Origin of the sequence: Streptomyces sp. NPDC004111 (assembly GCF_042874215.1) — a bacterium.
Taxonomy (GTDB): domain Bacteria; phylum Actinomycetota; class Actinomycetes; order Streptomycetales; family Streptomycetaceae; genus Streptomyces.
The window spans coordinates 236,960-257,207 of record NZ_JBIAMU010000006.1 but is presented as its reverse complement, the minus strand read 5'-3'; the positions used below and the strand labels follow the sequence as shown (position 1 = coordinate 257,207).

The following is a 20,248-nucleotide window of genomic DNA, read 5'->3' as shown; positions in this document are numbered from 1 at the left end:
GGTACGGGCGCCGGGGCGCGGGCGGCCAAAGAGAGCGGGCCGGGGTGCGGGCGCCCGCAAAGAGCGGTCCGGGACGCCGACGCCCGCAGAGGACGGTCCTGGTGCGGGCGCCCGGAAGCGGCCGGGCCCGATGTCCGGAAGGGACGGGCCCGGCCTCCGTGCGCGAGCGGCCGGGGATGCGCCCCGCTACCGGCGCGCCCCGCTCCCGGCCGCCCTTCTCAGGCCGCCCTCCCGCTCCGTACGGCGAGTCGGCCGCTGATCTGCAGCCGGTCGATGCGCCCGGTGCCCGCCGACTCGACGAAGCGGCCCACGTAACAGGTCCTCTCCGTCGTCAGTTCGATCACGGAGAACGTCAGGTCGGCCCGGACGGCCAGCCGGGCAAAGGGCCGGCCGCCCTGGTCGAGCCGCACCCCTTCGGAGTCGCGGACCAGGCGGTACTCGGTGGCGCCGTTGCGGTAGGTGCCCAGGCATCGCTCCAGAACCTCGTCGGGGGCCTCGGGGACCTCGCCGCGCAGCCTGGTGAAGGGGTGGCTGGCGACGTCGAACCCGGCTTCGCCCAGTTCGGCGACGAGGTCGTCCCAGAGCGCGAGCCCGGTGCCCGCGTTGGTGGTCAGGGCTACCCCGGTGCCCTCCCGCGGCTCGATGCGCAGATGGCAGGAGGTGCCGTCGCCGGTGCCGTCGTGGCCGACCCAGGTCCCGCCGCCGGCGGCCAGGTAGTGCGCCGGCCCGAGCCCCCAGGCGTCGGCCAGGCCGAAGGCGTCCGTGTGCGGCTGGACCCGGCGCATCCCCTCGGTGATCCGGGGCGCGGGCAGCAGCGGGGCGAGCGGGCGCACCGGGGCGTCCGCGAACAGCGTGCCGAAGCGCAGCAGGTCGGGGGCGCTGAGCGCGAGTCCGCCCGACGGGGCCTCGACCGGCGGCAGCAGTTGCGCGACCGGGCGGGCGGTACCGAGGCGGGGTGCCGCGGCGTGCCCGGACACGTGGTGCGCCGCCGCCCCCGGAGCGGTGACGAACACCGGGCGCAGCCCCAGCGGGCGGCACAGGACGGAGTCGACCGCCTCCTCCCAGTCCATGCCGAGCACCAGCTCGGCCACCAGACCCGCGGCCACCGGGCCGATGTTGGAGTACGAGAAGGCCGTGCCCGGCGGGGACAGGGGGCCCTGTGCGCAGGCGTCCCTGACGTACCGGGCCCGGTCCGCGGGCGGCCGGGCGGCCGGGTGGCTGCCGGGCAGGCCACCGGTGTGCGAGAGCAGATGACGCAGCGTCAGAAGAGAGCCGAACGCGCCGACCACGGGGGCGAGTTCGGGGAACTGCTCGCCGAGCGGTTCGTCGGGTTCGATCTCTCCCTCGTCCACGAGGGTCATCAGGAGCGTCGCGGTGAAGGGCTTGGTGAGCGATCCGAGCGGGAAGCGGGACTCCGGGGTGACCGGCTGCCCGCCGCCGAACAGTTCCTCACCGGCCGTCACCACGGAGGTGACGCCCCGGTGCGTGACGGCGAGCTGCGCGCCGGGTACGGCATGACGGCGGATCAGCCGGTCGAGCAGCGGTCCGAGCAGGCCCGCGTCGACCGGGGCCGGGTGGACCGAGGGGGCGACCGGGGCCGGGTGGGCCGAGGGGGAGACGGAGGGGGAAGCGGCGGTCGTCATGGGGGTTCCTGGTCACTCCAGTTCGAAGACGACGGAGGCGGCCGGGGAGCCGATCGGCACTTCGCCGACGAGGGTCCAGCCGGTCTCCGAGAACAGTCCGTGCCACTCGTCGATGGTGGGGATGTACTGCCCCATCAGGTCGTGGGCGGACTCGAAGCCGAGGTTGAACAGCGGGATGTCGCGGTCCTGGTAACCGACGGTGCGGGTGGTGTCGCCGAGCAGGAACCGGCGCACGTTGGGGAAGCGCTCGCGCAGCGTGCGCAGCGACTTCACCGCGTTCTCCCGGGGCCAGAAGTCGTGGCCCATCATGAAGCAGGTGAGGAGCTCCACCTCGTCGAACTCGGCGTGCGCGGCGAGGTCGCGGGCGTCCGCCTGGAACGCCGTGATGCGGTCGCCGAAGCCGGCCCTGGCCGCCTCGCGCAGTGTCATCTCCACGGCGGGCCGGCCGATGTCGAGGCCGATGCCACGGGTGTGGGGGTACTTGCGGGCGATCTGGATGAGCCGCTCGCCGCTGCCGCAGCCGAGGTCGGCCGCGACCGCGAAGTCGGTGGGCAGCCGGTCCATGGCGGCCCAGAAGGCCGGGTCGAAGGAGAACTCCGACAGCTCGCGGCAGGCGTAGCTGATGGCCGCGCCGTCCCGGTGGTAGAAGGCCCCGAGCCGGTTCTCCTTCTTGAGCACCGAGGGCATTTCCGTGTAGAGGCCCGAGCAGCCGCGGCTCAGCCAGTGGAAGTAGGAGCGGTAGCTGTTCACCTCGTCGAACAGCGGCCCGGGGCCGACGGTGTCGCCGTCGCGCGTCACGATCTCCACCGAGGCGAGCGCCTGGAGCATGCCCCGGGTGGCGATCGGGTCGAGGCCGAGTTTCTCGGCGAGCTCCACGACGTCCAGGTTCGCGGCGCCGTTCAACTCGTCGAGAACGCCCACCTCCCAGGCGGCGGAAATGGCCCACGACGCCACGGCCGAGTTGTAGATGTCAGTTGCGGTGAGTTGTCCTCCGGACCTCACCACTTCAGCAATCGACATGGATGCCTCCGGTTCGTTTCCAGCGGGTCGACTCAGTGTTGTCCGGCGCACCCCGACAACACCAGCCGATTAAGCAGCGCCTGATAATCGCAGCTCAGAAGCACTATTCAGGCTGCTGAACTGTGTTCAAAAAGCCGAATGCAGCATTCCGAATGTCAAGATTAAGACGTGCCTTAATGAACTTGCCCCGCCGCACGGACCGCCTCAACCATGAGCGCTGCCCCCGCCCGTCACGAAGCAGGGAGAGATCCGTGAGCAATCCTTTCGAAAATCCCGACGCATCATTTCTCGTACTGGTCAACGAGGAGAATCAGCACAGCCTCTGGCCGGACTTCATGGAGGTGCCGTCGGGCTGGGAAAGCAAATACGGTCCGCACGCGCGCCAGGAATGCCTTTCGTACATCGAAGAGCATTGGACCGATATTCGCCCGCGCAGCGTCTCGGTATGAATACGAACACGGCCGGCAGGAGCGGGCCTGTACAGAACTCCGGAACAATGGAAAGGGAATCGGTGTCCACGCTGCGGTTGCACGAAGATGAACGACTTGCCGTCGGAACTCTCGCCGACGAGTTCCTCGCTTCGCTCGACGGCGACGGGGACCCGACCCGCATGTCCGCCGCGGCCTCGGTCGCTGCCCAGCGGCTGCCGGAACGGCTCCGCACGTTCCTCGCCGGGGTCCGTACGCAGAGCCCGGCGGTCACCGTGCTCGCCAACCTGCCGATCGCGGCGGACCTGGCACCCACCCCGGTCGGCTGGGAGCTGTCCGCCGAACGACGGGCCGGCCTGCGCGAGGAGGCCGTACTGGCGCTGTGCGGGGCGGGTCTGGCCGAGCCCTTCGGCTGGACCAGCCAGCAGGCCGGCCGGCTCGTCCACGACGTCTGCCCCACCCCCGAGGCCGGCGACTCGCTCACCAGCGCCAGCAGCACCAGGGAGCTGAACTTCCACACGGAGGACGTCTTCCACCCCTGCCGCGCCGACTACGTGGCGCTGCTGTGCCTGCGCAATCCCACCCAGGTGGGCACCACGTACGTACGGGCCGACGCGCTGGAGCTGACGGACGAGGTGCGCGAGGTCCTGTTCCAGGAGCGCTTCCGCTTCTTCCCCGACGACTCCCACCAGATCGACGCGGGCAGCGGCGACGACCCGGCCGAGGCACCCTCCGGCGCCGTGCTGTACGGCCCGCGCGAGGCTCCGTACCTCCGCTTCGACCTGGACTTCATGGAGCCGCTGCCCGACGACGGCCCCGCCGCGGCGGCGGTGGACGCGGTGCAGAAGACGCTCGGCCGGCACATCGAGCGGGTCGCGCTCGCCCCCGGCGAGCTGGTCTTCATCGACAACCACCAGGTGGTGCACGGCCGGGAGCCGTTCCACTGCCGCTTCGACGGCACCGACCGCTGGCTCAAGAGGGTCAACCTCACCCGTGACGCGCGGCGGATCAGCGCCCTCACCGGGCAGCGCTCCGTCCTCGTCTGACGCCCCGCCCGCACCACCGGACACGGCGCCCCGACCGCCCCGCCCCCGGCTCACCCCCTCCCCCCGCCTGCCCCGCGCGCCCTCACCGGCACGCGGGGCGGGCTCCTTTCTTTTCACGCCCGGTCACGCCCGGCCACCGTCCCCCGGCCGGAGGGACGAGGTGTGTGCCCCGGCCGAAAGGACCAGAGGCCCCGCGCATCTCTACCTATCGGGAGATGTGGCCGTCCCGCCCTCGCAGAGAGCATGAATCGCATGAAGAAGCCGAATACCCGGTCGGTCGTACTGGCCGCCGTCTGCACGCTGTCCCTCGCCCTCACCGGCTGCGGCGCGGGCAACGACCTCTCCGCCGACCCCGTCAACGACGCCAAGGACTTCCCCTTCCAGGGAGAACGACTGACGGTGGAGACGGACAAGGACCTGGTCCTGCTGCCCGCCGAGGGCAGCACCCTGCGCGTCTCCCGCAAGCTCGCCGGACAGGCCGCCAAGGAGGGCAACGCCTCATGGGACCTGAAGGGCAGCACCCTCTCCCTCGCCGGGAAGTGCAGCGGCCTCGTGCTCAACTGCAAGGCCGAGTACACCGTGTACGTCCCCAAGGGCACCGCGGTCACCGTGCAGGGCAAGGGCTCGGCGGGTGTCGCGGCCAAGGGCCTGGACGGCGCCCTGGACCTGAACCTGGGCCGGGGCACCGCGGACGTCGAGAACGCCTCCGCCCCGCTGAAGATCCGTACCGATTCGGGCCGGATCAACGCCGGCGGTCTGACCTCGCCCTCCGTCGACGTCGGCAACGACAACGGCAGCATCGAACTCGCCTTCGCCAAGGCCCCCTCCGAGGTGAAGGCGGACTCCAACACCGGCAGCATCACCGTCCGGGTCCCCCAGGACGCCACCCGCTACCGGGTGTCCGCCAAGGCCGGCTCGACCAACCCGCACATCGAGGTGCACGAGGACGCCGGCTCCCCCCGCACCATCACCGCGGCCACCCAGGCCGGCGTCATCCGCGTCAACACGAAGGCCTGACCATGGAACTCCAGATCAACGAGCTGACCAAGGTGTACCGCGGCGGCAAACGCGCGGTGGACTCCTTCAGCCTCACGCTGCGCCCCGGGGTCCTCGGGCTGCTCGGCTCCAACGGGGCGGGCAAGTCGAGCCTGATGCGCGTCCTGGCCACGGTCACCAGGCCCACGTCGGGCCAGGTGCTGTGGGAGGGCGTGGACATCGCCGCGAACCCCGGCCCGCTGCGCCGGACCATCGGCTACCTGCCGCAGGACTTCGGGGTGTACCCGCAGCTGACCGCCCGGGAGTTCCTGTCGTACATGGCAGCCGCCAAGGGACTGCACGGCCGCTCCGCCGGAGCGCGGATCGAGGAGCTGCTCGACCTCGTCAACCTCTCCGGCGCGGCCAAGCAGCGGCTCGGCTCGATGTCCGGCGGCATGCGCCAGCGGGTGGGCATCGCCCAGGCCCTGCTCAACGACCCCCGGCTGCTGATCGTCGACGAACCCACCGTGGGCCTCGACCCGGAGGAGCGGATGCGGTTCAGCAACCTGCTCACCGGCCTCGGCTCCGAGCGGATCGTGATCCTCTCCACCCACATCGTCTCGGACGTCGCCACCAGCGCCGACCACATCGCCGTCATGGGGCAGGGCCGGCTGGTCAGGCACGGCACCCCGGAGGAGCTGCTGCGGCTCGCCGAGGGCTCGGTGTGGCAGGTCACCGTGGACTCCGACCGGCTCGCCGCCCTGCGCTCCCGGTACGTCCTCAGCGGGACGGTGCGCACCCCGCAGGGCGTGCAGGCCCGGGTGCTCGCCGCGCAGCAGCCGCTGCCCGGCGCCGACCAGGTCAGGCCCCGGCTGGACGACGCCTACCTGCTGCTGTCCTCCGTCTCCGCCACGGCACCCGCGGCGGGTGTGCGGTGAGCGGGGGAACCGTCGCGGCGCTCGCCGTCGCCGACTTCAGGGACCGCAGGCGGCGGCCGGCCTATCTCGTGGTCCTGCTCGGGGCCCTGGCACTGGGGCTCCTGGCGGCTCCGATCGGGTCGTCGACCTGGCAGATCTTCCAGATCAGCGGCTACCGCGGCATCTACACCAGTGGATACGTGGGGACCGTCACCGCGCTCGGCGGCGCGGTGTGGCTGGCCCTGGCGGGTTTCAACATCACCCGCGGCACCGTCGCCAAGGACGAGCAGAACGGTGTGGGGCAGATCCTCGCCGCCACCCCGATGAGCCGGATCTCCTATCTGGCCGGCAAGTTCTGCAGCAATCTGCTGTTGCTCGGCTCGATGCTGCTGGCGCTCGCCGTCACCTCGCTGGCCGTCCAGCTGATCAAGGGCGAGTCCACCCAGGTGGACGTCGTGCGGCTGCTGCTGCCCTTCGTGGTGATCGCGCTGCCGCTGCTGGCGTTCGTCGCGGGCTGCGCGGTCCTCTTCGACACCGTGCCCGGTCTGCGCGGCGGCCCCGGCGCCCTGGTCTGGTTCGTCGTCTGGCTCGGCGGCATCATGGCCGCCCAGGCGTCCAGCGGCTACGACCTGCTGGGCATGGGGCGGATCAGCGAGTCGATGGTCCGGGCGATCGAGGCGTCCGGGCACCCCGCGGGCGCCCTGCGCTTCGGCGTGGGCCTCACCGCCAGCGACCGCCCGCTGACCGCCTTCGACTGGGACGGGCTGGGCATCGGGGACCTCGGCGGCGGCCTGCTGGCCAACGCCGTCCTGCTGCTCGTCGGCGCACTCGTGGTGGGCCTGCTGGCCGCCCTCTGGTTCCGCAGGTTCGACCCGTCCGGCGCCCAGTGGCCCCCGGCGGGCCGCCGCGCGGACAAGGGCACGGCAGGGACCGCGGAGCGGACGGACGGTGCCGTGGCCCCGTCCGGCGGGCAGGTCCCGCCCGCGGTCCCGGAGCCCTCGGGCAGCACCGCCTTCAGCCGTACCCTCGCGCAGACCACCGCCCCGCGCACGGGTGCCGCCCTGCTGCCCACGTTCGTCGGGGAACTGCGCGTGCTGGTGCAGGGGTTGCGCTGGTGGTGGCTCGGCGTTCCGGTGATCACGCTGACCGCGGCCCTGGTCCCGATCGAGAACGTGCACCATCCGCTGCTGGCGGTCGCCATGCTCTGGCCCGTGCTGCTGTGGTCGCGGCTGGGCCACCACGCGGGGGCCGGCAGCCTCGTCGACCTTCTCGCGGCCTGCCCCGGCGGCCTGCGCAGGCTGCTGGCGGGACTGCTGGCCGGTATCACGGTCGCGCTGGCGATGACCGTGGTGCCGCTGGTCAGGCTGGCCGTCGCCGGGGACACCGCCGCAGTGACCGCGGCGCTCGCGGGCGTCCTGGTGGTGCCCGCGCTGGCGCTGCTGTGCGGCATGGCGAGCCGGGGGCCGCGGCTCTTCCAGTCGCTGTACCCGCTGCTCTGGTACGCGATGTTCAACCGCGTCTCCGAGGTGGATTTTCTCGGGGTGGTGCCCGACGGCGGCCCCCCGGCCGGAGCCGTCGCGACCGTCGCCCTCCTCCTGGCCCTGGCCGCTTTCGCGGTGGCCGCGGTGCGCGGCGCCCGCCGCTGAGCAGTCCCCCGACCGCAGCCCCGGCGGGCGGCGACGGGGCGAGGGGCCGGTCGGACCGGTCCCTCGCCCCGTTGCCCCCGCGCGATCCGAAAGGCCGGCCCCCGGCAGATGCGCCTCCGCCGCCCGCAAGACGTCAACGACCTCCCTCCGTCCACCGCCGGCTCCCCCGCGCCGCTCCCCAAGCCCCCGCCGTCCGCAATGTCCACCGCCGTGCGGATCTGTCTGGCCGTAGCCTTCGGGGTGCTGGCTCTGGTCGACCTCGTGATGAGCCTCGACACCAGCGGGCCGCTGCTGCCCACGGCCGGTCTGGTCCCCGCCGCCCTGGTGCTGTCCGCGCCGTACGGTTCCCGGCACGTGCGGACCGCGGCGGCCTCGCTGTGGTCGCTGCTGTGCACCGGCTTCCTGGTGGTGCGCGGCGGCGAACCGGACACCCCCGGGCTGGTGGAACTGCTCGCCCTGAGCGTGCTGCTGGCGACCTCCGTCCGCCGCTTCCGGGCCGGGCCGCGGGCGTTCCTCAGCTGCGCTGCTCCCCTGCTCGCCCTGGTCCTGCTCGGCGCCCGGGTGGCCAGGAGCGCGTCCGGCATCGTCCTGAGCATGCTGCTCCTGCTCCTGGTGGCGGCGTGCGTCATCGCCCTGGGCGTGTACGTCCGCGCGGCCGACACCCGCCGTGCGTACGACAGGGAACAGGTCCGCCAGGAGGAGCTGCAGGAACTCGCCAACGACCTGCACGACTTCGTGGCCCACCACGTCACCGGGATCATCGTGCTGGCCCAGGCGGGTCAGGCGATCTGCGAGTCGGGGCAGCGCGACGTGGTGCCGGTGCTCAACGACATCGAGCGGGCGGGCATCGAATCGCTGGACTCCATACGCCAGTTGATCTCCTTCCGGCGCGAGGAGTCCGGGCAGCTCGCCTCCTCGCTGCTGCCCGCCCAGAGCCTCGCGCACATACCCGCCCTGGTGGACTCCTTTCGCCGCGGCGGGCACGAGGTGCTCCTCGAACTGGCGGAGCCGGCGCTCTCCACCCAGCTCGCCCCGGAGATCGTCACCACCACCCACCGGTTGATAACCGAGGGGCTGAGCAACGTCCGGCTGCACACCCCGGACGCCACGGACCTCGCCGTGTCCGTCGTGCTCGGCCCCGAGGGGCTGCGGGCCACCGTGCGCAACGGTCCGCCCGCGGGCGGCAGGCCGCCCCGGACACGGCACATGCCCCAGTCGCGGCAGCGGGGCAACGGACTCCTGCGGCTCCGCGAACGCGTGCGCGCGGTCGGTGGCACACTCACCCATCGGGCCGACGCGGCAGGGGGATGGGAACTGACCGCCCTTCTGCCCGTCCGCGACGCACACCCCGAGGCCTGGAGGCCGCAGCCGTGACGATCAAGGTACTCATCGCCGACGACCAGAACATGGTCCGCACCGGCTTCCGGCTGATCCTGGACAGCCAGAGCGACATCGAGGTGGTGGGCGAGGCGGCGGACGGCGCCGCCTGCGTCGAGATGGCCCGGCGGCTGCGGCCCGACGTCTGCCTGGTCGACATCAGCATGCCGCGGCTCAACGGCCTGGAGGTCACCCGGCTCCTGGCGGGCCCCGAGGTGATCGACCCGCTGCGCGTCGTGGTGGTCACCACGTTCGACCTGGACGAGTACGTCTACGGCAGCCTGCGCGGCGGTGCCCAGGGCTTCCTCCTCAAGGACAGCGGCCCCACGCTCCTGATCGAGGCCGTGCGGGCAGTCGCGGCCGGCGACGCGATGGTCTGTCCCTCGATCACGGTCCGGCTGCTGAAGCGCTTCTCGGCCGGCTCCCCCGAGGTGTCCGCCCCGCGTCCCGTCGCGCCGTCGGTGCTCACCGAGCGGGAGACCGCGGTGGCCCGGCTGGTCGCGCGAGGTCTCACCAACCAGGAGATCTCCCGCTCGCTGGCCGTCTCGCTCTCCACCACCAAGTCGCACCTCGCCAACATCCAGACGAAGTTGGGGGTACGCAACCGGGTCGAGATCGCGGCCTGGGCCTGGGAGAGCCGAACGGCGCACCCGGGCGGGGCCACCGAGTACGAGCGCTGAGACCGAGCTGCCGCGCGGTCACCCGGCGGACACCTCCACCTCACCCGCCCGCCACCCGCGACCCGGGGAAAACTCGGTCCACTGTCCAACTTTCCGTCACTCACACCTCAAAACGCCGCTCCCGCCCCTGCTTTCAAAGATCTCCCGAAAGGGGGATACCCCCGACCGCCCCTCCCGGGACAAGCTTGCCCTACATCGAACGGGGTTTCGATCGTCGTCGCACCTGGTCGAACCCCCGAAGGCGGAGGGGGAGAAAGACCGTTGAGCCGCATCGTTCTTTCCATGCAGGACCTTGCACGCGTCCGTATCGGCGGGCCACCGACCACGGGAACCGAGGCGGTTTTCGCCCTGGAGAGCTGGCTGAACAACTCCGGCGGACACTTCCGCCGGTGGCACCAGGCCGTCACCAACGTCATCCGCGGTAAACAGGACCTCCACCGGCGTCTGCTCCGGTTCGCGGACTCCGGGCTCTCCCCGCGGGAACTGCGCGGCACCCCGGCCCCGGCGCGCCCGGCACGCACCGGTGCGGGCGGCGAACCGGGCGATCTGGTCGACGAGTTCGCGGCGGTGGCCGTCCTGCCGTACTGGGAGTACATCAGCGGCAGGCTGCTGCGCGACACCGACGCCTACCGGCAGATCGTGAGCAGTTCCGGGGTGGAGAACCTGCTGCGGACGCTGCACCCGCGGGTGCACTGGAGCGCCCCGGTGCTCGAAGTGGAGGACGACGACGACACGACGATCGATTTGCAGGGCCGCGGGCTCTTGATCGTGCCGTCCCTGTTCCTGGCCGCCCCTCTCGCCACCGCCCCGCACTCCCGGCCGGTCGACCACAGCCCCACGCCGAGCCTGCTGTTCCCGATACGCCCGGACTCCCGGGTGCAGCACCTGCTCGGCGCGCCCCGGCACGAGCGGGCGTCCGACACCGACCGGGGGGAAGCCCTGGCCAGTCTCGTCGGCCGCACCCGGGCCGCCCTGCTGGAAGCCCTGCTCAGCGGAACCACCAGCACCAACAGTGAGATCGCCGACCGGATCGGTGTCTCCAACGCCGCCGTCAGCCAGCACACCTCGGTGCTGCGCGCCGCCGGGCTGATCGCCACGCTCAGGACCCGCAACCACGCTCTGCACACCGTGACGCCGCTCGGCCGCTCGCTGCTCAGCGGTGTCCAGACCCCGGCCGAGCCGCCGCAGGAACCCCGGCGGCAGCGGCTGGTGGACGGGGTGCCCCAGCAGGTCGGCAGGGCCGGGGGCCGCTCCGGCGGAGCGAACGTCCCCTCCCGGCGCGGGCGTCCGGACAACCGCAGGACGCTCTCCGACATCTGGTGAGACCGCCGCGGCCGGGAAGCACGCGCCGCCCGTCAGCTCCCGTACCGCTCACGCAGTTCGACCTTGCGCACCTTCCCGCTGACGGTCAGCGGGAACGCTTCCATGATCTCCACCCGGCGCGGCACCTTGTAGTGCGCCAGGGCGCCCCGGCAGTGGTCGGCGATCTCCTCGGCCGTCGGCGGGTCCGCCGGGTCGCGGGGGACGACGCAGGCCAGGATCTCCTCGCCGTACCGTTCGTCGGGGACGCCGACGACCTGCACGTCCGCGATCTTCGGGTGGCCGTACAGGAACTCCTCGATCTCGCGCGGGGAGATGTTCTCGCCACCGCGGATGATCATGTCCTTGATCCGGCCGACGATCCGGACGTAGCCGTCCTCGCCCATCTCGGCGAGGTCCCCGGTGTGCATCCACCGTGCCGCGTCGATGACCTGGGCGGTCTTGAGCGGCTCGTCCCAGTAGCCGAGCATCACGCTGTAGCCGCGGGTGCACAGTTCACCGCTCTCGCCGCGCGGCAGGGTGGCCCCGGTCGAGGGGTCGACGACCTTGATCTCCAGGTGCGGCAGCACCCGCCCCACGGTGCCGGTGCGCCGCTCCAGGTCGTCGTCGCGCCGGGTCTGGGTGGACACCGGGGAGGTCTCGGTCATGCCGTAGCAGATGGCCACCTCGGCCATGTGCATCTCGGCGACGACCCGCTTCATGACCTCCGTGGGGCACGGCGATCCGGCCATGATGCCGGTGCGCAGGGAGGCGAGGTCGTACGAGCCGAAGTCGGGCAGTCCCAGCTCCGCGATGAACATCGTCGGTACGCCGTACAGCGAGGTGCAGCGTTCCTCCGCGACGGCGCGCAGGGTGGCGGCGGGCTCGAAGGACGGGGCGGGGATCACGACGCAGGAGCCGTGGGTGAGGGCGGCGAGGTTGCCCATGACCATGCCGAAGCAGTGGTAGAAGGGCACCGGGACACAGATCCGGTCATTCTCCGTGTAGCCGACCAACTCGCCCACGAAGTATCCGTTGTTGAGGATGTTGTGGTGGGAGAGGGTGGCGCCCTTGGCGAAGCCGGTGGTGCCGGAGGTGTACTGGATGTTGATCGGGTCGTCGCAGCTCAACTCGGCCGATCGGAGCGCCAGTTCCTCCTCCGTGGCGAGCCGCTCGGTCAGTTCCCGCCAGCTCGGGTCGCCGATGTGGTGCACGGAGCGCAGCGCCGGGCAGTCGGCCGCGACCGACCCCGCGAGCGCCCGGTAGTCGCTGCCCTTGTGGGTGAGCGAGGCGACGAGCAGGCTCACGCCCGACTGGTTGAGCACGTAGGCCAGCTCGTGCGACCGGTAGGCGGGGTTGATGTTGACCATCACCGCGCCGATCCGGGCGGTGGCGTACTGCACGAGCACCCACTCGGGGCAGTTCACCGCCCAGATCCCGACCCGGTCGCCCTTGGCGATCCCGCGCGCGAGCAGCCCGCGCGCCAACTCGTCCACCTCACGGCCGAGTTGCGCGTAGGTCCAGCGCCGGCCCGAGACGACGTCGACCATCGCCTCCCGGTCCGGGAAGGCTGCCACCGCCCGGTCGAGAGCGCTGCCGACGGTGTCGCCGAGGAGCGGCGTCGTGCCTGTTCCGTGGGTGTACGAGAGCGCGGCCATGGAGGTCAGCATGCCGTGTGGATCACCGGGCTGACTAGGGTCTGTCCGTGGGATCGTGATCGTTCACCGTCGTCGCGACCGCGCCCCGGCCCGAGAGGAAGGACCTTGATGAGCAACGGCAGCTACTACGAGGCCATCGACGAGCACCGCTACAAGCCCACCGCCCACGCGGGCGGCGCGTGGAACACCGCGGAGGTGCACTTCAGCCCGTTCGGCGGCCTGCTCGTGCACGCCATGGAGCGCCATCTGGCCACGGCCCGGCCGGACGACGACCTGATCATGTCCCGGATCTCCTTCGACATCCTCGGCCGGATCGCCCTGGACGAGTGCGAGATCCGGGTGGAGACCGTCCGGCCGGGCCGCACCATCGAGCTGGTGGAGGCGGTCGCGCTGATAGCGGGGCGCCCCGTGGTGCGTGCCAGGGCCTGGCTGCTGGCCGCGGTCGACACCGCCGCCGTGGCGGGCGGCGGCGCCGACCGGCTCGCGCCGCCGGAGGGCCTGCCGTCCTGGGACATGGCCGCCCTGTGGCCCGGCGGGTACATCGCCTCGGTCGACGTGCGCCCGGTCGGGCAGCCGCGTCCGGGGCGTGCGACCGCCTGGCTCTCCACGGAGCTGGACCTCGTCGCCGGGCGCACCGTCGGCCCGTTGGCGTCGTACGTCGCGCTCGTCGACACCGCGAACGGCATCGCCGCACGGCAGTCGCCCGACGAGTGGATCTTCCCGAACGTCGATCTGACGCTGCATCTGCACCGCCGGCCGGAGGGCCGCTGGACCGGGCTGGACACCACGGTCGTCTTCGGCCCCACCGGTCAGGGCATCACCAGCACGGTCCTGCACGACGTCCTGGGACCGGTCGGGCACGCCCAGCAGATGCTCACCGTCCGTCCTTCGCGGTAGCCGGGCGCCGCTCGCCGTCCACCGCCGGCCCGCTCTCCTGCGGGGCGTCGGAGGCCGGGGCGTCGGCGGCCGGGGTTCCGGAGGCCGGGGCGGCCGGGATGACGGCGGCGATGGCCGCCGAGGCGAGGGCGAGCGCGCAGCCGATGACGAGGGCGAGCCGGAAGCCGCTCTCGGAGGTGAAGGTGTGGCCGCCGACGGTGGTGGTCAGCTGGGCCAGTACGACACCCACGACGGCCGCACCGATGGAGGTGCCCAGCGAGCGCATCAGCGCGTTGAAGCCGTTGGCGGCGCCGGTCTCGGTGAGCGGGACGGCGCTCATGATGAGGGCGGGCATGGCGCCGTAGGCGAGGGCCACCCCGCTGTTCATGACCATCATCGCGATCATGAGGCCCCAGGCGGTGCCGGAGAGCAGCAGCGAGGCGAGGTAGCCGGCGGCAAGCACGAGGGCTCCGCAGACCAGGGTGGCCCTGGGGCCCCGGGCGTTGGTGAGCTTTCCGCCGAGGGGCGAGACGGCCATCATCATCAGTCCGCCGGGCAGCATCCACAGGCCGGCGGCCAGCATGGACTGCCCCAGGCCGAAGCCGGTGGCCGCGGGGTACTGGAGGAGCTGCGGGACCACCAGCATGCTCGCGTACATGCCGAAGCCGATGAGGACGGAGGCGATGTTGGTGAGCAGGACGCGGGGCCGGACGGTGGTGCGCAGGTCCACCAGCGGGTCCCGGGTGCGCCACTCGAACCGGGCCCACGCCGCCAGGGTCACCACGGCGACGGCGAAGAGCGCCAGCGTGGTGGCCGAACTCCAGCCCCAGTCGGCCCCCTTGGACACGGCGAGCAGCAGGGACACCAGGCCGACGGCGAGCCCCACGGCGCCCACCGCGTCGAAGCGCTGGCCCTTGGCGCCCGGCGGCACGTCGGGGACGAAGGCGAAGATCATGACAGCGACGGCCGCGGCCAGGGCCGCGGCGCCCCAGAACAGCAGGCGCCAGCTCGTGTACTGGGCGACCGCCGCGGCCACCGGCAGTCCGATGCCGCCGCCGATCCCCATGGAGGCGCTGACCAGCGCGATCGAGGAGCTGAGCTTCTCGGCGGGCACCACGTCGCGCAGCAGCGCGATCCCGAGCGGGATCATGCCCATGCCGACCCCCTGCAGACCGCGCCCGACGATCATCGGTACGACGCCGACGGCGAGCGCGCAGACGACGGACCCCACGATGAGCGGCACCGCGCAGGCCAGCAGCATGCGGCGCTTGCCCAGCAGGTCGCCGAGCCGCCCGCTGACGGGCACGCAGACGCCCGCGACCAGGAGGGTCGCGGTGATGACCCAGGCCGCGTTGGAGGCGGAGGTGTCGAGCAGCCGGGGCAGGTCGGCGAGCAGCGGTGTGACGAGGGTCTGCATCACCGCGGCGGTGACGCCGGCGAGCGCGAGCGTCGCGACCACTCCGCCGGTGCGGGGTGCCGTTTCGCCGGTGCGGGGAACGGCGGCTCCGCCGGGTCGGGGGGCCGTGGACGGATGGGACATGGAGGGGATTCCTCGGATTTCGGCAGGTGCGGCGCGCGGCGGCGGGGCACACGGAGGCGGGTCTCGGAACGGGGAGCCCGGGGCGGTTCGGCCCGGAGGGACGTGCCGCTCCGGACTCAATCAATAGCCAACTATCAGTTCGGCGGGCGGGGCTGTCAACACGAAACGATCGTCGACTATCACTTGCTAGAGTGGAGGCATGCCGACCGAGACCCCCAGGCCCCTGCGCGCAGACGCGGCCCGCAATTCCGAGAAGATCGTCCGGGCCGCCCGTGCGGTCTTCGCCGAGCGCGGGCCCGACGCCCCGCTCGACGAGATCGCCCGGCGGGCCGGGGTGGGGATCGCGACGCTGTTCCGCCGCTTCCCGGACAAGGGCGCCCTGCTGCACGCCATGCTGGACCAGCAGTTCACCGAGCAGGTGCGGCCCGCGCTCGGCCGGGCGCAGCAGGACTCCGATCCGCTGCGGGGGCTGGCGGAGGTGCTGGAGGCCGCCCTGTTCTCCGCCGCCGACAACTACAACGCGCTGACCGCCGCACGGAACGCGGGTGTGCTGACGGCCGAGATCGGCGACCGGTTCTTCGACGCTCTGGACCCGCTCGTCCAGCAGGGCCAGCGGGCCGGGGTGATCCGCCAGGACCTCGTTTCCGAGGACGTCCGCCGGATCATGTTCATGCTGGTCAGCGTGTTGTGGACGATGGAGCCCGGCGAGGGCGGCTGGCGGCGGTACGTCGCGCTGATGCTGGACGGCCTCTCCCCCGCCGCCGCGGGACCGCTGCCCAACGCCGCTCCCCCGCTGCGGCGCCAGGAGCGCTGAGCGGCCCGTCGGCACGGCCGCACCGGGCCCCGGCGGAGCGGACTCCGCCGGGGTGCCGCCGGACCCGCCCACCCGCGCTAGCGAAGGAGGATCGCCGAACCGGGGCACATGGCCGCGGCCTGCCTCGCCCGGCCCTGTTCCGGGGGTGCCGGGGCGGCGTCGAGCACGACCACCGTCCCGTCGTCGTCGCTCTGGTCGAAGACCGCGGGCGCCGTCATGGCGCACTGTCCCGACGCGACACACCGGGACTGTTCCACTTCCACCTTCACGGGTGGCCTCCTTCTTCTCGTAACGGGCGACCGGTCGTCCGGACCGGAGCGACGCTCACCACTCGACCGGGACCTCGGCCACGCCGCCGGTGAGCCGCTCGGAGTGCTCGGGCAGGGAGTGCGGGTCGACCGAGAGCCGCAGCCCGGGGAAGCGGCGGAACAGGGCGGTGAAGGCGATGCGCATCTCGGTGCGGGCCAGCGCGTTGCCGATGCAGTAGTGGCCGCCGTGCCCGAAGGCCAGGTGCGCGTTGGCGGCGCGGGCCGGGTCGAAGGCGTCCGGGTCGGCGAACGCGGCGTCGTCGCGGTTGGCCGCGTTGATCGCGATGATGACGGCGTCGCCGCGGGCGATGGTGGTGCCTCCGACGGGCACGTCCTCGCGCGCGTACCGCAGCAGGCCCAGGCCGCCGGGGGCGGACATCCGCAGGATCTCCTCGACGGTGGCGTGCACCAGGCCCTCGGGGTCGGCGGCGAAGCGGTCCCGGCGGGCCGGGTCGCTCAGCAGGAACAGCGTGCCGAAGTCGATGCGGGTCGAGGTCGTCTCGTGCCCGGCGAAGAGCAGTCCGGCCGCCAGCCGGGTCATCTCGTCCTCGGTGAAGGTGGGGTCCTCGGCCTGCACCGCGAGGATGTCGGTGACCACGTCCTGGCCCGGCCGCTCCCGCTTCTCCTCGGCGAGGCGGCTCATGTACGCCTGGAAGTCCGCCATCGCCCGTTGCCCGTCGGCGCCGCCGTCGAGCATGCCGATGCGCTCGGACCAGTCGCGCAGCAGTTCGCGGTCGGACTGCGGCACGCCCAGGAGTTCGCAGATCACCTGGACCGGCAACGGGAACGAGAGGTGCTCGTGCAGGTTCACGGGTGCCTGCGGGTCGGCGGCGCGGGCCTGCTCCATCTCGTCGAGGCAGCGTTCGGTCAACTCCTCGATACGGCTGCCGAGTCGGCGCATCCGGGGCGCGGAGAAGGCGGGGGCGAGCACCTTGCGCATCCGCGCGTGCTCGCGCTCCTCGTCCTCGAAGCTGCCGGAGGGCCCGGACTGGATCGCGGCACTGGAGATCTTCGTCGCGTCCTCGGGGGCGGGGTGCGCCTTGCCGAAGCGCTTGTCGCCGAGGATCGCGCGCGACTCCTCGTAGGCCGTCACCAGCCAGGCCGGGTCCCCGGCGGGGGTGGTCACCCGCGCCAGCGGCCCCTTCGCGCGCAGCAGCCCCAACAGGGGCGCGATGTCGAGGGCGTTGGGGCGTGCGAAGGGCAGTTGCGGTGCGGAGGTGGGGGCGGTCATGGTCTCTCCTCGCTGGCGTACGCCAAGACGCGTGGTGCGGCCCCGGGAGGGGGCGACGGGCCGACCGCGCGCGACCGCCGGCCGCTGGACGCGGCCGGCCACTCGCTGCCGGCCGCCCGGAACCGGAGCGCCCACCACTAAGTGATACCTGACTATCTCTTGCGCGGAGCGTAACACAACCGATACCCGACTATCGGAAGGAGCGATGGATTCCGGCCGTTCCCCATGGGGTTGGGGAGCGTGGGCCGGTAGGTTGCGGAGATGTCTGAATCGAGAAAGCGCGATGCCGGCGCGCCCGTCACGAAATCCGTCGGCGGGGTGCCGCCCCTGGCCGACGGCGTATGTGTCGTCACCGAGGTCGGCGACCTCGACATCGAGAACCTGGAACCGCTCCAGAACGCCCTGGAGCAGGCCGCCGCCCAGCACGCCGTCGTGGTGCTGGACGCGAGCGGCATCACCTTCGGCGACTCCTCCTTCCTCAACCTCCTGCTGCACGTCAACGGGCTCGTCCGGCTGCGGCTGGTGGCGCCCACCGCGCAGGTGCTGCGCCTGCTGGAGATCACCGGCGCCGACCAGATACTCGACGTCCGCGACAGCGTCGAGGAGGCGTCGCGGATCTGACCGCAAGGAACACACACCCCCGACTACGGACGGAGGAACCCCCCGACGGAAAAGGGAAGTTCCCGCCACGGACACGTCCTGGCGGGAACTTCCCCTGTCACGACCCCTCGCGCGTCGGCGCCCCGGGGGTCAGCGGACGACGTCGAAGACGTTCTTCTGCAGACCGTTGGCGTACGCCTCGTGCTCGACGAGCTTCAGCTTCTGGGTGTCCTTGTCCGTGGCGCTGAAGAGCCGCTTGCCCGCACCGAGCAGCAGCGGGAAGACGAGCAGGTGGTAACGGTCGATCAGACCGGCGTCCGACAGGGCCTGGTTCAGGGCGGAGCTGCCGTGCATGATGATCGGGCCGCCCTCGGTCTCCTTGAGCGCGCGGACCTCGTCGAGCGAGCGCAGGATCGTCTGCTCGCCCCAGTTGTCCACCAGCCGGTCGTCGGTGAGGGTGGTGGAGACGATGTACTTGGGCATCGGCTTGTACTCGGCGAACTCCGCCATGTCCGGCCACACGGGGCTGAACGCCTCGTAGCTGGTCCTGCCGAACAGCATCGCGGTGGCCTCCTGCTGCTCGCGGCCCTTGATCTCGAACGCCTCGGGGACGAACTCGATCTCCTTGAAGGTCCATCCGGAGTTGCGGTAGCCGGGCTCGCCGCCGGGTGCCTCCATGACGCCGTCGAGCGAGACGAAGGCCGTGCTGATCAGGGTGCGCATCGGGAATTCCTCGGTATCGGGTGCCCGGACCACGAGGGTCCGGGCAGGTTGTCGACTGTCATCACTGCGCCGTACGGGAGTGAACCTAACCCCGCCGCGGCGCCTGTTGCCGTATAAGACCGACGGATGTGCGAGAACTCATCGGTCGTACGCCGGTCATGCGTCCCAGGAGACCGGAAGGCTCTTCACCCCGTAGATGTCGGCGCTCTCCGGACGCAGCACCACCTCCCGTTCGGGCACCGCGAGCCGCAGCGCGGGGAAGCGCCGGAGGAGCGCGGGGAACGCCACCCGCATCTCCACCCGGGCCAACTGCTGGCCCAGGCACTGGTGGATGCCGTGCCCGAAGGCCAGGTGCCCGCCCTCCTGCCTGTCCAGGTCCAGTTCCCCGGGGCCGGTGAAGCGCGCGGGGTCGTGGTTGGCGGTGTGGTACGAGAGGACGACGGTGGTGCCCGCCTCGACGAGGTGGCCGCCCACCTCGACGTCCTCCAGGGCCGTGCGCATGAACGACTTGGCGACGGTCAGATAGCGCAGCAGTTCCTCCACGGCCCGGTCGGTCAGCTCGGGCCGGGCCCGCAGCGCGGCCAGTTGGTCCGGGTTCCGCAGCAGGGCGAAGGTGCCGAGCGCCAGCATGTTGGCGGTGGTGTCGAGGCCGGCGGCGAGCAGGATCAGGCTGATGCCGCGCAGTTCCTCGTCGGTGAGGTCGCCTCGGGTGAGTTCGCTGAGCACGTCGTCGGTGGGGTTCGCGCGCTTGGCGGTCACGAGGTGCGCCAGGTACTCCTGGGTCGCGGTGTAGGCCGCCACGAGGTCGGCCTCGTCGCTCTCGCCGCCCATGAACGTGTCGATCTGCTCCTGGAAGGAGCCCCGGTCCGCGTACGGCACCCCGAGCAGTTCGCAGATGACGATGGTGGGGATGGGCTTGGCGAACGCGGTGACCAGGTCGGCGCCCGGCCCCGCCGCGGCCATCGCGTCCAGGCACTGGGCGGTGATCTGCTCCACCCGCTCGGTGAGCAGCCGCATCCGCCGCACGGTGAACCTGCCGATCAGCGGCTTGCGGTAACGCCCGTGCTCCGGCGGGTCCATGAGCAGGAACTCGCCGGGCGGCGCGGGCGGTATGGCGAAGTCGACCACGTTCATCAGCTCCTTGCGGGAGCTGAAGCGCGGGTCGGCCAGGACCGCCCGCACCTCGTCGTACCCGGTGATCATCCAGCCGGGTTTGCCGCCCGGGTGGGTGAACCTGCTGACCGGTCCGTGCGCGCGGGCCTCGGTCAGCTCGGCCGGAGGGTCGAAGGGGCAGCCGGGCCTGCGCTCCGTCGGCATCGCCGCGACGGTGTACGGGGAGTCACCCATGACTCGTCCTCATCTCGCGATATGACGTGTTTTGCCTCTACTGAAAGCTACGTTGCTTTCGCGCGGGGCGTCAATCACGAAAAGGCCGAACTTCCAGCTGAAGAGCGGAATATTGATGCA

General features: G+C 71.9%; 19 protein-coding genes. 11 read left to right on the top strand and 8 right to left on the bottom strand.

Annotation, left to right across the window (positions count from 1 at the left end; genetic code table 11):
- Positions 1-218: 218 nt before the first annotated feature.
- The gene (locus ACFYVL_RS15125; RefSeq protein WP_389244663.1) at positions 219-1,643 is read right to left on the bottom strand and encodes a serine hydrolase domain-containing protein; all 1,425 of its coding nucleotides are present in this window, start codon (positions 1,641-1,643) and stop codon (positions 219-221) included.
- 12 nt (positions 1,644-1,655) lie between these two features.
- A complete protein-coding gene (locus ACFYVL_RS15120; protein WP_389244661.1) occupies positions 1,656-2,663 on the bottom strand; it encodes an SAM-dependent methyltransferase in 1,008 nt (335 codons plus the stop codon).
- A gap of 251 nt (positions 2,664-2,914) precedes the next feature.
- Here ACFYVL_RS15120 and ACFYVL_RS15115 point away from each other — a divergent pair, with 251 nt between their 5' ends.
- The 8 genes from ACFYVL_RS15115 to ACFYVL_RS15080 all read left to right on the top strand — a co-directional run bounded on the left by ACFYVL_RS15115 (position 2,915) and on the right by ACFYVL_RS15080 (position 11,055).
- Positions 2,915-3,112 (top strand): MbtH family protein, encoded by a 198-nt coding sequence (locus ACFYVL_RS15115; RefSeq protein ID WP_389244659.1) that lies wholly within the window; start codon positions 2,915-2,917, stop codon positions 3,110-3,112.
- A gap of 47 nt (positions 3,113-3,159) precedes the next feature.
- Positions 3,160-4,137 (top strand): TauD/TfdA family dioxygenase, encoded by a 978-nt coding sequence (locus tag ACFYVL_RS15110; RefSeq protein ID WP_389244657.1) that lies wholly within the window; start codon positions 3,160-3,162, stop codon positions 4,135-4,137.
- Positions 4,138-4,389: 252 nt separating this feature from the next.
- Complete coding sequence (locus ACFYVL_RS15105) at positions 4,390-5,154, top strand: DUF4097 family beta strand repeat-containing protein (protein ID WP_389244655.1); 765 nt, start codon at positions 4,390-4,392, stop codon at positions 5,152-5,154.
- A gap of 2 nt (positions 5,155-5,156) precedes the next feature.
- Positions 5,157-6,050: an ABC transporter ATP-binding protein gene (locus ACFYVL_RS15100; RefSeq protein WP_389244653.1), complete on the top strand. Its 894-nt coding sequence runs from the start codon at positions 5,157-5,159 to the stop codon at positions 6,048-6,050.
- Complete coding sequence (locus ACFYVL_RS15095) at positions 6,047-7,675, top strand: hypothetical protein (protein WP_389244651.1); 1,629 nt, start codon at positions 6,047-6,049, stop codon at positions 7,673-7,675. Before ACFYVL_RS15100 ends, ACFYVL_RS15095 begins: the two co-directional genes overlap by 4 nt.
- 198 nt (positions 7,676-7,873) lie before the next feature.
- Positions 7,874-9,049: a sensor histidine kinase gene (locus ACFYVL_RS15090; protein WP_389244649.1), complete on the top strand. Its 1,176-nt coding sequence runs from the start codon at positions 7,874-7,876 to the stop codon at positions 9,047-9,049.
- Positions 9,046-9,732: a response regulator gene (locus ACFYVL_RS15085; protein ID WP_389244647.1), complete on the top strand. Its 687-nt coding sequence runs from the start codon at positions 9,046-9,048 to the stop codon at positions 9,730-9,732. Before ACFYVL_RS15090 ends, ACFYVL_RS15085 begins: the two co-directional genes overlap by 4 nt.
- Before the next feature lie 282 nt (positions 9,733-10,014).
- Positions 10,015-11,055 (top strand): ArsR/SmtB family transcription factor, encoded by a 1,041-nt coding sequence (locus ACFYVL_RS15080; protein ID WP_389244645.1) that lies wholly within the window; start codon positions 10,015-10,017, stop codon positions 11,053-11,055.
- Between the two features lie 32 nt (positions 11,056-11,087).
- Here the strand turns inward: ACFYVL_RS15080 and ACFYVL_RS15075 are convergent, their stop codons facing one another.
- On the bottom strand, positions 11,088-12,689 hold the full coding sequence (locus ACFYVL_RS15075; protein ID WP_389244835.1) for an AMP-binding protein: 1,602 nt from the start codon (positions 12,687-12,689) through the stop codon (positions 11,088-11,090).
- Positions 12,690-12,797: 108 nt separating this feature from the next.
- On the opposite strand from ACFYVL_RS15075, the gene ACFYVL_RS15070 reads away from it, so the two are divergent.
- Entirely contained in the window at positions 12,798-13,586 is a 789-nt protein-coding gene (locus ACFYVL_RS15070) for a thioesterase family protein (RefSeq protein ID WP_389244643.1), read from the top strand.
- Here the strand turns inward: ACFYVL_RS15070 and ACFYVL_RS15065 are convergent.
- On the bottom strand, positions 13,564-15,105 hold the full coding sequence (locus ACFYVL_RS15065) for an MFS transporter (RefSeq protein WP_389244641.1): 1,542 nt from the start codon (positions 15,103-15,105) through the stop codon (positions 13,564-13,566). The genes ACFYVL_RS15070 and ACFYVL_RS15065 overlap by 23 nt on opposite strands.
- 199 nt (positions 15,106-15,304) lie before the next feature.
- Between ACFYVL_RS15065 and ACFYVL_RS15060 the strand changes: the two genes are divergently transcribed.
- On the top strand, positions 15,305-15,919 hold the full coding sequence (locus ACFYVL_RS15060) for a TetR/AcrR family transcriptional regulator (protein ID WP_389244639.1): 615 nt from the start codon (positions 15,305-15,307) through the stop codon (positions 15,917-15,919).
- Between the two features lie 77 nt (positions 15,920-15,996).
- On the opposite strand, the gene ACFYVL_RS15055 is transcribed toward ACFYVL_RS15060, so the two are convergent.
- Positions 15,997-16,188: a ferredoxin gene (locus tag ACFYVL_RS15055; protein ID WP_389244637.1), complete on the bottom strand. Its 192-nt coding sequence runs from the start codon at positions 16,186-16,188 to the stop codon at positions 15,997-15,999.
- 55 nt (positions 16,189-16,243) lie between these two features.
- Positions 16,244-17,458, bottom strand: coding sequence for a cytochrome P450 (locus ACFYVL_RS15050; RefSeq protein ID WP_389244635.1), 1,215 nt, complete (start codon positions 17,456-17,458; stop codon positions 16,244-16,246).
- Between the two features lie 261 nt (positions 17,459-17,719).
- On the opposite strand from ACFYVL_RS15050, the gene ACFYVL_RS15045 reads away from it, so the two are divergent.
- Positions 17,720-18,079: an STAS domain-containing protein gene (locus ACFYVL_RS15045; RefSeq protein WP_389244633.1), complete on the top strand. Its 360-nt coding sequence runs from the start codon at positions 17,720-17,722 to the stop codon at positions 18,077-18,079.
- A 129-nt stretch (positions 18,080-18,208) separates the two neighbouring features.
- On the opposite strand, the gene ACFYVL_RS15040 is transcribed toward ACFYVL_RS15045, so the two are convergent.
- Both ACFYVL_RS15040 and ACFYVL_RS15035 read right to left on the bottom strand, forming a co-directional pair.
- A complete protein-coding gene (locus tag ACFYVL_RS15040) occupies positions 18,209-18,781 on the bottom strand; it encodes a dihydrofolate reductase family protein (protein ID WP_389244631.1) in 573 nt (190 codons plus the stop codon).
- 156 nt (positions 18,782-18,937) lie between these two features.
- The gene (locus ACFYVL_RS15035) at positions 18,938-20,128 is read right to left on the bottom strand and encodes a cytochrome P450 (RefSeq protein WP_389244628.1); all 1,191 of its coding nucleotides are present in this window, start codon (positions 20,126-20,128) and stop codon (positions 18,938-18,940) included.
- Between the last annotated feature and the right edge of the window lie 120 nt (positions 20,129-20,248).